The sequence below is a fragment of the Janthinobacterium violaceinigrum genome (genome assembly GCF_009208555.1).
Lineage (GTDB): Bacteria > Pseudomonadota > Gammaproteobacteria > Burkholderiales > Burkholderiaceae_D > Janthinobacterium > Janthinobacterium violaceinigrum.
The window spans coordinates 24,830-36,235 of sequence record NZ_WFLI01000050.1; the positions used below are offsets into that span (position 1 = coordinate 24,830).

General features: G+C 66.9%; 11 protein-coding genes. All 11 read left to right on the forward strand.

Annotated features, from left to right (window positions below; all coding sequences use genetic code 11):
* Positions 1–30: 30 nt before the first annotated feature.
* From GCN75_RS26260 to GCN75_RS26310, 11 genes are read left to right on the forward strand one after another with little or no spacing between them, the layout of a single operon-like run.
* Positions 31–1,377, forward strand: coding sequence for an ATP-binding protein (locus GCN75_RS26260; RefSeq protein WP_226941579.1), 1,347 nt, complete (start codon positions 31–33; stop codon positions 1,375–1,377).
* Positions 1,374–2,222: a Flp pilus assembly protein CpaB gene (gene cpaB / locus GCN75_RS26265; protein WP_152284982.1), complete on the forward strand. Its 849-nt coding sequence runs from the start codon at positions 1,374–1,376 to the stop codon at positions 2,220–2,222. The genes GCN75_RS26260 and cpaB overlap by 4 nt, the downstream gene beginning before the upstream one ends.
* A 22-nt stretch (positions 2,223–2,244) precedes the next feature.
* Positions 2,245–3,846: a type II and III secretion system protein family protein gene (locus GCN75_RS26270; RefSeq protein ID WP_152284983.1), complete on the forward strand. Its 1,602-nt coding sequence runs from the start codon at positions 2,245–2,247 to the stop codon at positions 3,844–3,846.
* A 9-nt stretch (positions 3,847–3,855) separates the two neighbouring features.
* Positions 3,856–4,143, forward strand: a complete 288-nt coding sequence (locus tag GCN75_RS26275) for a pilus assembly protein (protein ID WP_152284984.1) — start codon at positions 3,856–3,858, stop codon at positions 4,141–4,143.
* Positions 4,144–4,189: 46 nt separating this feature from the next.
* On the forward strand, positions 4,190–5,737 hold the full coding sequence (locus tag GCN75_RS26280; protein ID WP_152284985.1) for a pilus assembly protein TadG-related protein: 1,548 nt from the start codon (positions 4,190–4,192) through the stop codon (positions 5,735–5,737).
* 7 nt (positions 5,738–5,744) lie between these two features.
* Entirely contained in the window at positions 5,745–6,212 is a 468-nt protein-coding gene (locus GCN75_RS26285) for a TadE family protein (protein ID WP_152284986.1), read from the forward strand.
* A gap of 10 nt (positions 6,213–6,222) precedes the next feature.
* Positions 6,223–6,741 carry a TadE/TadG family type IV pilus assembly protein gene (locus GCN75_RS26290; protein ID WP_152259244.1) on the forward strand — a complete coding sequence of 173 codons (519 nt, stop codon included), beginning with the start codon at positions 6,223–6,225 and terminating at the stop codon, positions 6,739–6,741.
* Positions 6,742–6,764: 23 nt separating this feature from the next.
* The gene (locus GCN75_RS26295; RefSeq protein WP_152284987.1) at positions 6,765–7,916 is read left to right on the forward strand and encodes an AAA family ATPase; all 1,152 of its coding nucleotides are present in this window, start codon (positions 6,765–6,767) and stop codon (positions 7,914–7,916) included.
* A gap of 24 nt (positions 7,917–7,940) precedes the next feature.
* Positions 7,941–9,308 carry a CpaF family protein gene (locus tag GCN75_RS26300; protein WP_152259242.1) on the forward strand — a complete coding sequence of 456 codons (1,368 nt, stop codon included), beginning with the start codon at positions 7,941–7,943 and terminating at the stop codon, positions 9,306–9,308.
* 10 nt (positions 9,309–9,318) lie between these two features.
* Positions 9,319–10,293 (forward strand): type II secretion system F family protein, encoded by a 975-nt coding sequence (locus GCN75_RS26305; protein ID WP_152284988.1) that lies wholly within the window; start codon positions 9,319–9,321, stop codon positions 10,291–10,293.
* Between the two features lie 19 nt (positions 10,294–10,312).
* A complete protein-coding gene (locus GCN75_RS26310) occupies positions 10,313–11,260 on the forward strand; it encodes a type II secretion system F family protein (RefSeq protein WP_152284989.1) in 948 nt (315 codons plus the stop codon).
* The last annotated feature ends 146 nt before the right edge of the window (positions 11,261–11,406 follow it).

Consider the following 11,406-nt stretch of genomic DNA (forward strand, 5'->3'; position numbering starts at 1 on the left):
CCGGCCACCCGAGCAAGAGGAGTACGCATCATGCCTGACACCTACCCAGAACGCAGCGACGGCGGCGGCATCGAGCCGGCCGCCAAGCGCGCGCCACGCACCGTCGAGGAAACGGGATTGCCCTTCCTGTTCCTGGTCGAATTGCTGGTCAAGATCCTGTTCCTGCGCGGCCAGATCGGCCTGCCCGCACTGTCGACGCACGTCAAGCTGGGCGCCGGCGTGCTCGAACCGCTGCTCACCTTCATGCGCGCCGAAAAGCTGTGCGAAGCGCGCCGCAACGGCGGCAGCGGCACCGATGCCGACCTGTATTACCTGCTGGGCGACCAGGGCCGCCTGCGCGCCGCCGAATACATGCGCCGCAATGCCTACAGCGGTCCCGCCCCCGTCACCCTGGCCGACTACAGCAACCAGGTGCTGGCACAAAGCGTGGCGGACATGCAGGTCACACGCGACGACGTGCAGCGCGAATTCCGCGACGTGGTGGCCAGTTCGGCCGTGCTCGACCAGCTGGGCGCGGCCATGAACTCCGGACGCGCCCTGTTCTTCCACGGCCCGGCCGGCAGCGGCAAGAGCTACCTGGCCGAGCGCCTGAACGGCCTGCTCAGCGGCACCATCGCCCTGCCCCATGCCGTGATGGTCGACGGCGAAGTGCTGCCCTTCCTCGACCCCATGCTGCACACCCTGTCGCACGGCGGCTCCGTGCCGCCCGACCCCCGCTGGGTGCGCGCCGCGCGCCCCGCCGTGCTGACGGGCGGCGAGCTGACGCTCGACATGCTGGACCTGCAATTCGACCAGGGCAACCGCCTGTACCAGGCGCCGCCGCACCTGAAGGCCAACAACGGCATCTTCATCATCGACGACCTGGGCCGCCAGCGCTGCTCGCCCGTGGAACTGATGAACCGCTGGATCGTGCCGATGGCGCGCCACATCGACTACCTGTCGCTGCACACGGGCTACAAGTTCCCCGTGCCCTTCGACGTGATCGTCGTGTTCTCGTCGAACCTGGCGCCGCAGCACCTGGCCGACGACTCCTTCCTGCGCCGCATCGGCTACAAGATCCACGTGGGCCCCCTGAGCGCCTACCACTACCTGGCCGTGTTCCGCAGCACCTGCGCCCAGCTGGGCATCAATTTCGACGAAGCCTCGTACACCTATCTGCTGCACCTGCACAGCCAGTACGGGCGGCCCCTGCTGGCCTGCTATCCGCGCGACATCCTGGCGCAGGTCTGCGACCAGGCGCGCTATGAAGACCACGCGGCGCAGCTGTCTCCGGAAGTGCTGCTGTGGGCATGGAAAAACTATTTCGGCAGCGATGACGACCTTGCAAGCACACATAACGGACCGGCAGCGGTCCAGCACAAAGGGGAAGCAAAATGAGAAACGCACGCGCTCTGACGATGATGGCCATTGCGGTCATCCTGGCGTTCGCCGCGGTCATCGTGGCCGCGCGCTGGATCAATGCCCAAGCCTCGGGCAACATCAACAAGGTGGCCGTCGCCCAGATCGACATCAGCCTGGGGGCACGCCTCACGCCCGACATGGTCCGCATGGTGGACTGGCCGTCGAACGCGCTGCCGCCGGGCGCCATCAACGATCCGAAACTGCTGGAAACGCGCGTCACGCGCACCAGCATCCAGCACGGTGAACCGATCATGGAAGGCAAGCTGGCGCCTCCCGGCACGCAAGGGGGCCTGTCGGCCGTCGTCGCCGAAGGCAAGCGCGCCATGACCGTGCGCGTCAACGACGTGGTGGGCGTGGCCGGCTTCGCCCTGCCCGGCAACTTCGTCGACATCCTCGTCAATACCCAGGGCGAGGGCGCCCGCAAGACGCCGGACCGCGACCCGAACATTTCCAAGATCGTGCTCGAACGCATCCTCGTGCTGGCCATTGCCCAGGAATCGAGCCGCGACGACACCAAACCCAAGGTGGTCAACGCGGTGACCCTGGAACTGACGCCGGACCAGGCGGAAAAACTCGACCTGGCGCGCAGCGTGGGCACGCTGTCGCTGGTGCTGCGCAATCAGGTCGAGGACAAGCCCGTCAACACGGAAGGCGCCACCAAGTCCAGTTTGCTCGATGAAAAAGTCGCCGTCGCAGCCCCCGCCGCCATGGTGCAAGCCAAGCCGCTCCCACGCCGCCGTCCTGCCGCCGCACCTGCACCACAGACCGGACCACGCGTCGATGTCATCAAGGGGCTGGAACGCAGCTCCCAACAATTCTAACCTGCACCAGAGGAGCCTAGCCATGAGTACATATCGCACAGCAAGCGGCATCCGGGGCCTGCGCCTGGCGCTTGCCATCGCCGCCATCGGCACCCTGGCACCCCGGGCGCACGGCGAACCCGTCGCCGCCACTGCCACGGCCACTCCCGCCACCGCCGTTGCCGCCGAAACTGGCGCCAGCCGCAGCCGGGCAACCGTCCGTCCCAAGGCCACGCCGCCGCAAAGCGAGTCGCGCGCCGGCCGCACCGAGATGGCGCCGCAGATGAGCCTGGCCGAAGGCAAGTCGACGCTGATGCGTTTGCCGTTTGCCGCCAGCCGCATGTCCGTCGGCGATCCCCGCATCGCCGACGTCATCCTGCTCAACCCGAACGAGGTGTACCTGCTGGGGCGTTCCGTCGGCACCACCAACCTGATCCTGTGGAACAAGAGCAACGACGCCACCATCATCGACCTGGCCGTCGGCATCGACAGCAGCAGCCTGCAGGCACGCATCGCCGAGCTGCTGCCGAACGAAAAGATCCACGTCGCGGTGGCCGGCGATACCCTGATCCTGTCGGGTATGGTCAGCGATGTCGTCAAGGCCGACCAGGCCCTGTCGCTGGCCAACGCCTACGTGCAGCGCAGCGCCCGCAGCGGCTCGGCCGGCTCGGGCAGCAGCGCCGCGCCGGCCGCAGGCGCCACTGCCGCCGCCCCTGCCGCAACGCCGGATGCAGCCATGCCGCGCGTGATCAACCTGCTGTCGATCGCCGCGCCGCAGCAGGTCATGCTGGAAGTGAAAGTGGCCGAAGTGTCGAAGGTGCTGGTCGACCAGCTGGGCGCCAGCCTGGGCATCAACAAGACCATCGGCAGCTGGTCCTACTCGCTGCTGTCCAGTCTGCTCAGCAACAATCCCAGCGGCTTGAGCGGCGCCAGCAAGAATAACTTCTTCAACCTCGACGCGCAAAAACGCGATGGCCTGATCAAAGTGCTGGCCGAACCGAACATCATGGCCATCAGCGGCCAGGAGGCCAGCTTCCTGGCCGGCGGCAAGATCTTCATCCCCGTCAGCCAGACCAACAATGGCGGCGTGCCCACCATCACGCTGGAAGAGAAGGAATTCGGCGTGGCCGTGAAATTCACGCCCACCGTGCTCGATGGGGGACGCATCAACCTGAAGGTGGCGCCGGAAGTGTCGGACCTGAACAAGGACGGCATCGGCATCACCGCCACCGGCATCTCGACAACGGCCATCCTGCCCTCGTTCACGACGCGGCGCGCCACCACCACGGTGCAGCTGTTCGACGGCCAGAGCTTCGCCATCGGCGGCTTGATCAAGAACAATGTGACCAGCAATATCAAGGCCCTGCCTGGCCTGGGCGAAGTGCCCGTGCTGGGCGCCCTGTTCCGCAGCACGGACTTCCAGACGGACCGTTCGGAACTGGTCTTCATCATCACGCCGCACCTGGTCAAGCCGCTGCCGGCCGACTACAAGCTGCCCACCGACGACTATATCCAGCCCACGCGCGGCGACATGTTCATGCAGGGAAAAATGGAAGGCAGCGCTCCCGCCCCTGCAGCGCCAGCAGCCCCCATGCAGCCGCAAGCGGCCGCACCCCAGCCCGCCGCCGGCTTCGACCTCAAATAGGAGAACACCATGAAAACCGCACACTGCCTGCCTTGCGCCACCCTGCTCTCGCTGCTCTCGCTGCTGGCCGGCTGCGCCGCCACCACCACGCCCGTCCTCGATTCACACTTTGGCGAATCGGTGGCCCTGCTCAAGGCGCAGCAGATCATGTATCCGGACGCCTACCGCAATACCAATCCTGTCAGCGGCATCGATGGCAAGGCCGGCGCCAGCGCCTACCAGCGCTACCAGAAATCGTTCAGCACGCCGGAGCCGCAGACGAATGTCTTCGCCATCGGCGTGGGCGCGCGCCAGTAGGCGCCAGCTCCGCGATGCACTCCCCCAAGGCCACCAGGAGACCCCCATGAAAACCGCATTCCGCAGGCACGACAGGCAGCAGGGCGCGATCGCCATCGTGCTGGGGCTGACCCTGGTGGTGCTGTTTGCCATGGGGGGCCTGGTGCTGGACCTGGGCCACCTGTACATCGCCAAGACCGAGCTGCAGAACGGCGCCGACAGCGCCGCCCTGGCCGGCGCCGTGGAACTCAATCAAAGCGCGGCCGGCATCGACAACGCGCAGACGAAGGCCATCGCCATCGCGCAAAAGAACCGCTACGACTTTTCCACCACCCTGACCATCACGGCCTCCAACATCAGCTTCGGCCCCAGCCCGAACGGCCCCTGGTCGTCCGGTGCCACCGCCCGCACCAGCCCGCAGGGCATGACCTTCATTCAGATCGACACGGGCAGCAAGACCTTCGCCACCTACCTGATGGGCATTGCCGGCATCGCCAGCACCAGCACCTCGGGCGTGGCCGTGGCGGGCCGCTTCGTCAACGACGTCACGCCGATCGGCGTATGCGCCGTCGATCCGGCCAACAGGACGGCGCAATACACGTATCCGGCCGCGCCAGCCGGCAGCGGCCTGACGGAACTGCTGGAATTCGGCTTCCGCCGCGGCGTCACCTACAATCTGTTCGGCCTCAATCCCCTGGGCGGCTCGTCCGACCCTTACCTGATCAATCCCGTCGACGCCCCGCCCAGCGCCTGCGACCCTTCGCATTCCAGCGCCAACTCCACCGCGCCCTTCATGTGCACGGGCAGCAGCGCCGTCATCACCAGCGGCACCGGCCAGGTCTACACGAACACGGGCCTGAGCGCCGGCAAGATCGCGGCCGCCCTCAACTCGCGCTTCGACGTCTACGGCGGGCCGTCCGTGTGCGACCCCACGACGGCGCCGCCCGACGTCAACATCAAGGAATACCCGTGCGTGGGCGGCGCCTCGCCCTGCGCCTCCAGCGCCGCCAATTCGCCGCCCACCGGCTGGATGCAGCCGGGCGCCAGCACCCTGCCCAGCCAGCAGTCGGTGAGCCTGTCCGGCAACAAGCCGAACTACCGCCTGCCGCCAACCTTCACGACGCCCGTGACGGCCGCCCAGGCGCAGTTTGCCGGCTACGGCGTGCTGTGGTCCTACGGCCCCGCCTACCAAAGCAATGGCGCCACGCCCGCCAAGGCCGGCACGGCCTATAGCGTCACGGACGCCAACGCCAACCCCATGTACAACACGACCAAGGCAAACTACTTCGACACGGCCAGCTACCCCGTCAGCGCCGACGCCTCCTTCCCCGCAGGCACGCCACCCTCGCCGTACAACCAGAGCAGCGGACCCACGTTCCAGGCGCCGTCGGCGTCGCATCCGGGCCAGCGCAACCGCCGCATCCTGAACGTGGTGCTGGTCGATTGCCGCACGGCGCCCGTGGGCCCGGCTTCGTGCGGCGCCATGACGGCGGTCGGCATCGGCAAATTCTTCATGACGATGAAGGCCGATTTCAGCGGCGGCGCGCGCCTCGACGTCGAATTCGCGGGCCTGATCGAGCCCGTGCCGAATTCCGAAATCAAACTCTACAAGTGAGGCCGCCATGCCCATCCCCCATTCCCATGCCCGCCAGGGCGGCGGCGCCGCCGTCGAATTCGGCATCGTGCTGGCCCTGCTGGTCACCCTGCTGGCCGGCATCTTCGGCTTCGGCCGCGCCTTCTGGTACTACGACGCGCTGAACAAGGCCACGCGCGACGCGGCGCGCAACATGTCCGTCAAGGCCAAGGCCAGCATCGCCTCGCAGGGCGTGGTGGCGGCCAAGCAGACGGTGGTCGACGCGGCCATCAGCGCCGGCATCAGCGACTTCACCACGGCCAACGTGACGGTCACCTGCCTGGACGCCAGTTTCAGCGACAGCAACTGCACCGATGGCACGGCGCCGGGCGGCATCCGCGTCGAAGTCGTCAACTACACGCTGTCGGTGGGCCAGTACCTGCCCTTCGTGATCGGCGCGGCCACGACCTATGCCACGCCGCTCGCACCGCGCACCACCATGCGCTACATGCTGTAAGGAGAACGCCATGCGCCACCGCCTTTCATCGTCTCCCCCAGCCGGATGCCAGCGCGGCGCCGCCGCCGTCGAATTCGCCCTGGTGGCGCTGCTGTTTTTCACCCTGCTGTTCGGCATCCTCGAATTCGGCCGCATGCTGTACCTGTACAACACGGTGCAGGAAGTGAGCCGCCGCGCCGCGCGCGAAGCGGTGGTGCGCTGGATCGACCAGACCGACGCCGTGAAGACCCTGGCCCTGTTCGGCGGCACGGCGCTGCCGGCCGCCCCGGAACTGACCGCCGCCAACATCACCATCAGCTACCTGAACAAAAGCGGCGCCGTGGTGACCCTGCCGCCCACCGATCCCGGCGACAACCTGTCGGCCTGCGGCGACAACACGCGCACGGCCAGCTGCATCGACAGCGTGCGCGTGTCGATCGACAACGTCAGCTATACGCCGATGGTCAGCCTGTTCGGTTTTCTCAATATCGCCGTGCCTGCCTCCGTGGTGGTCATGCACGCCGAAAGCCTGGGCTTCCAGATCAACTGAACGCCTTTACCGGGGAGTACCAAGTGAATATCGTCATCGTCTCGAAGAATGAAGTCCAGCTCAAGCGGCTCACCCGCCTGCTGCGCGAACGCAGCGCGGCCGACCGCGTCACGCTGCTGGCGAGCATACCGGATATCTTTGACAACGGCGTCACGCCGGACCTGCTGCTGCTGGAACAGGAGCAGACGGGCGAAGCGGAGCTGGAACGGCTGGAGCTGCTGGGCGGCCGCCATCCGAGCCTGGCCATCATCGTGCAATGCCCGCAGCAAAGTCCGCAATTCCTGCTGCGTTCCATGCGCGCCGGCGTGCGCGAAGTGCTGCAGCCGGACGACGATGCGGCCCTGTGCGCCGCCCTGCGCCGCATCGAGGACAAGCTGCAGAAGCAGGTCACGCGCAAGGGGCAGGTGCTGGCCTTCGTCTCGTGCAAGGGCGGCAGCGGCGCCACCTTCATTGCCGCCAACCTGGGCTACGCGCTGGCCGCCGGCGAACAGCGCAAGGTGGCGCTGCTCGACCTGAACCTGCAGTTCGGCGATGCCGCGCTGTTCGTCTCGGACCACAAGCCGGCCGCCACCTTGTCGCAGCTGTCGCAGCAGATCGTGCGCCTCGATGCCTCGCTGCTGACGGCCAGCATGATCCAGATCACGCCCGCCTACAGCGTGCTGGCCGCCGCCGACGATCCCGCCCATGCGGCCGACATCGAGGCCGACCATATCGACCGCCTGCTGACCCTGGCGCGCAGCCAGTACGACTACATCCTGCTCGACGTGGGGCGCGGCCTCGATGCCGTCAGCGTGCGCGCGCTGGACCGGGCCGACCTGATCTTCCCCGTGCTGCAGGCCACCCTGCCCTATGTACGCGACGGCAAGCGCCTGCTCGACGTGTTCCGCGGCCTCGGCTACCGCGAAGACAAGATCCGCCTGATCCTGAACCGCTATGCCAGCAGCGACAGCATCCGCGTGGCCGACCTGGAAGCGGCGTACGGCAAGCATGTCTACAAGTCCATCCCCAACCACTACGAGGCGGTGGCGGCATCCGTCAGCCAGGGCGTGCCCATCCTCAAGCTGGCCTCGCACAATCCCGTCTCGCGCGCCCTGCAGGAACTGGCCGCCAGCCTGGCCGGCGAAACGCCGCCCGCCGCGCAAGGCTGGGTTTCGCGGCTGCTGGCGCGCACCTGATACCCCATTCACCGGAGACCGACCATGACTGCCGAAAAACTCACCCTGCGGGACCGCCTGGGCTACGCCCAGGACGACGCCAGCCTGACTGACGGTGCCGCGCACCAGGGCGCCGCCAGCCAGAGCTACCAGCAACTCAAGCACCGCACGCACCAGGCGCTGCTCGACCGCGTCGACCTGGAGGGCATGCAGCGCCTGTCGCGCGAGCAGATACGCGAAGAGCTGAAGATCCTCGTCAGCGACGTGCTCACGGAAGATAATGTGGTGATCAATGACCTGGAACGGCGCTCGCTGATCCGCGACATCCAGGACGAGGTGCTCGGCTTCGGCCCGCTCGAACCGCTGCTGGCCGATCCCGGCGTGTCCGACATTCTCGTCAACACCTACCGCCAGGTGTATGTCGAGCGCCACGGCCGCCTGGAGCTGAGCGACGTCTGCTTCACCGACGACGCGCACCTGATGAAGATCATCGACAAGATCGTCTCGCGCGTGGGCCGGCGCATCGACGAATCGAGCCCCATGGTCGATGCGCGCCTGCCCGACGGTTCGCGTGTCAACGCCATCATCCCGCCGCTGGCCATCGACGGGCCCGTGATGTCGATCCGACGCTTCTCGGCCCAGCCCCTGCGCCTGGCCGACCTGATGCTCAAGCACAGCCTGACGGAGGAAATGAGCACCACCCTGCAGGCACTGGGCAAGGCCAAGGTCAACATCCTGATCTCGGGCGGCACGGGCAGCGGCAAGACCACCATGCTCAATGCGATTTCCGGCTTCATCAGCACGGCCGAGCGCATCGTCACCATCGAGGACGCGGCCGAGCTGCAGATGCAGCAGCCGCACGTGGTGCGCCTGGAAACGCGGCCCGCGAACATCGAGGGCAAGGGCGAAGTGACGCAGCGGGCGCTGGTGCGCAACGCGCTGCGCATGCGTCCCGACCGCATCATCCTGGGCGAGGTGCGCGGCGCCGAGGCGCTCGACATGCTGGGCGCCATGAACACGGGCCACGAAGGCTCGATGGCCACCATCCACGCCAACACGCCGCGCGATGCGCTCACGCGGCTGGAAAACATGATCAGCATGGCGTCGGCGGGCCTGCCCGTCAAAGCCATGCGCCAGCAGATCAGTTCTGCCATCAGCGTGGTGGTGCAGGTGGCGCGCCTGACGGACGGCAAGCGCAAGATCGTGTCGATCCAGGAAATCACGGGCATGGAAGGCGAGATGATCACCATGCAGGAAATCTTCACCTTCCGCCAGACGGGCATCGGCGAAGACGGCAGCGTGCAGGGACATTTCCATGCCAGCGGCGTGCGGCCGCACTTCCTGGAACGCTTGCGCGCCTACGGCATCAGCCTGCCGGAAACCCTGTTCGATCCCGCCCGCCAGTACCATTAAGGGGAGCATCATGGACTATCTCTATTACGTATTCGCCATCCTGACCTTCATCGCGGTGGTGCTGCTGATCGAAGGCCTGTATCTGGCGTGGAACACCTCGCGCGGCCCGGAAGCGGAAAGGGTCGCGCGCCGCCTGCGCATCATGTCGGCCGGCGCGCATGGCGAAACGGGCAGCTCGATGATCAAGAAGCGCCTGCTGAGCGACACCCCGTCCCTGCAGCGCCTGCTGCTGAGCGTGCCCCGCGTGCATGCGCTGGACCGCCTGCTGGAACAGTCGGGCCTGAGCTGGAGCGTGGCCAGCTTCGCCGGCGTGATGGTGGCCACGGCCGGCGCCGCGTTCCTGCTGCTGAGCTACTTCGGCGTGCCGTGGATGCTGCGCCTGCCGCTGGTGGCTGGCGCGGCCCTGCTGCCCCTGCTGGTGGTCTTGCGCGCCAAGGCCAAGCGCCTGCAGCGCATCGAACAGCAATTGCCCGATGCGCTGGACCTGATGGCGCGCGCGCTGCGCGCCGGCCATGCCTTCCCCACCGCCCTGAAAATGGTCGGCGATGAAATGAACGCGCCGCTGGCCGTGGAATTTCGCGCCACCTTCGATGAAGTCAATTTCGGCATCGCCATGCAGGATGCCCTGATGAACCTGGCCACGCGCGTGCCCAGCACGGACTTGCGCTACTTCGTCATCGCCGTGCTGATCCAGCGCGAAACGGGTGGCAACCTGGCCGAACTGCTCGACAGCATCAGCCGCATCATCCGCGAACGCATCAAGCTGCTGGGACAGGTGCGCGTGCTGTCGGCCGAAGGCAGACTGTCGGCCTGGATCCTGTCGCTGCTGCCGTTCGGCGCGGCAGCCATGATCCAGCTGACCAATCCGCAATTCCTGGAGATGCTGTTTGTCGATCCGGGCGGACGCAAGATGCTCGTCGGCGCCCTGCTGCTGATGGTGTGCGGCGTCTTTGTCATGCGCAATATCATCCGCATCCGCGTCTGAACCCGCCAGGAGAACCGTCATGAATCCCGTCCATCTCGCTTTTCTCGCCCTGCTCTTCATCGCCGTCTTCGGCACCGTGCTGGTCGCCATGCGCAGCTTTGCCCCCGATCCGCTGCGCCAGCGCATGGACAGCGCCACCGGCAAGAGCACGGCCTCGCCCGGCCCATCGGCGCCCAGTCCCTGGCTGGCGCGCATGGTGCGCCTGAGCGGCCCGCTGGCCAAACTGTCGCTCCCCGACCAGGGCTGGGAAGGCTCCGTGATGCGCCGGCGCTTCATGAATGCCGGCTTGCGCCAGGCGTCGGCCCCCATCCTGTTCTTTTCCGCCAAGACCATGCTGGCCATCGGCCTGCCCCTGCTGCTGTTCCTGGGACTGAGCGCCTCGGGCAGCCAGATGGCGGGCAAGGCTCTGCTGTTCTGGCTGCTGATCGTGGCCGCCATCGGCTACTATCTGCCCAACTTCGTGCTGCAGCACATGATCAGGCGGCGCCAGCGCGATATCTTTGAAAGCTTTCCCGATGCGCTGGACCTGATGACGGTGTGCGTGGAAGCGGGCCTGGCCATGGATGCGGCGCTGGCCAGGGTGGCTGCGGAGATTTCCCTGAAAAGCGCCGTGCTGGCCGAGGAACTGCACCTGGTGATGCTGGAACTGCGCGCCGGCAACACCAAGGAACGGGCGCTGCGCAACCTGGCCCTGCGCACGGGGGTCGAGGATGTCGACGCGCTGGTGGCCATGCTGATCCAGGCCGAGCGCTTCGGCACCAGCATCGCCGCCTCGCTGCGCGTGCAGTCGGACCAGCTGCGCACAAAACGCCGCCAGCGCGCAGAGGAAGAGGCGGCAAAGATCGCCCTCAAGCTGCTGTTCCCGCTGATCTTTTTCATCTTTCCTTCGCTGCTGGTCGTCCTGATGGGACCAGCCTTCCTGCAAATCTACCGCGTGCTCCTGCCCAGCATGGGCGGCGGCAGCTGACCGGAGAACCGCCATGTCACAGCACACCACCCTGATGCTCATGCTCGCCTGCGCCGGCCTGCTGCCCGCCTGCGGCCACCTGCCCGGCCCCGCCAGCCAGGGCAGCCACATTGCGCCGCCCCAGGCGCGCGCCGACGACAGCGCCG

Excerpts from the sequence above, each read along its gene's own strand:
- GCN75_RS26260 (WP_226941579.1), top strand. The coding sequence starts at position 31 with ATGCCTGACACCTACCCAGAACGCAGCGACGGCGGCGGCATCGAGCCG.
- cpaB (WP_152284982.1), top strand. The coding sequence starts at position 1,374 with ATGAGAAACGCACGCGCTCTGACGATGATGGCCATTGCGGTCATCCTG.
- GCN75_RS26270 (WP_152284983.1), top strand. The coding sequence starts at position 2,245 with ATGAGTACATATCGCACAGCAAGCGGCATCCGGGGCCTGCGCCTGGCG.
- GCN75_RS26275 (WP_152284984.1), top strand. The coding sequence starts at position 3,856 with ATGAAAACCGCACACTGCCTGCCTTGCGCCACCCTGCTCTCGCTGCTC.
- GCN75_RS26280 (WP_152284985.1), top strand. The coding sequence starts at position 4,190 with ATGAAAACCGCATTCCGCAGGCACGACAGGCAGCAGGGCGCGATCGCC.
- GCN75_RS26285 (WP_152284986.1), top strand. The coding sequence starts at position 5,745 with ATGCCCATCCCCCATTCCCATGCCCGCCAGGGCGGCGGCGCCGCCGTC.
- GCN75_RS26290 (WP_152259244.1), top strand. The coding sequence starts at position 6,223 with ATGCGCCACCGCCTTTCATCGTCTCCCCCAGCCGGATGCCAGCGCGGC.
- GCN75_RS26300 (WP_152259242.1), top strand. The coding sequence starts at position 7,941 with ATGACTGCCGAAAAACTCACCCTGCGGGACCGCCTGGGCTACGCCCAG.
- GCN75_RS26305 (WP_152284988.1), top strand. The coding sequence starts at position 9,319 with ATGGACTATCTCTATTACGTATTCGCCATCCTGACCTTCATCGCGGTG.
- GCN75_RS26310 (WP_152284989.1), top strand. The coding sequence starts at position 10,313 with ATGAATCCCGTCCATCTCGCTTTTCTCGCCCTGCTCTTCATCGCCGTC.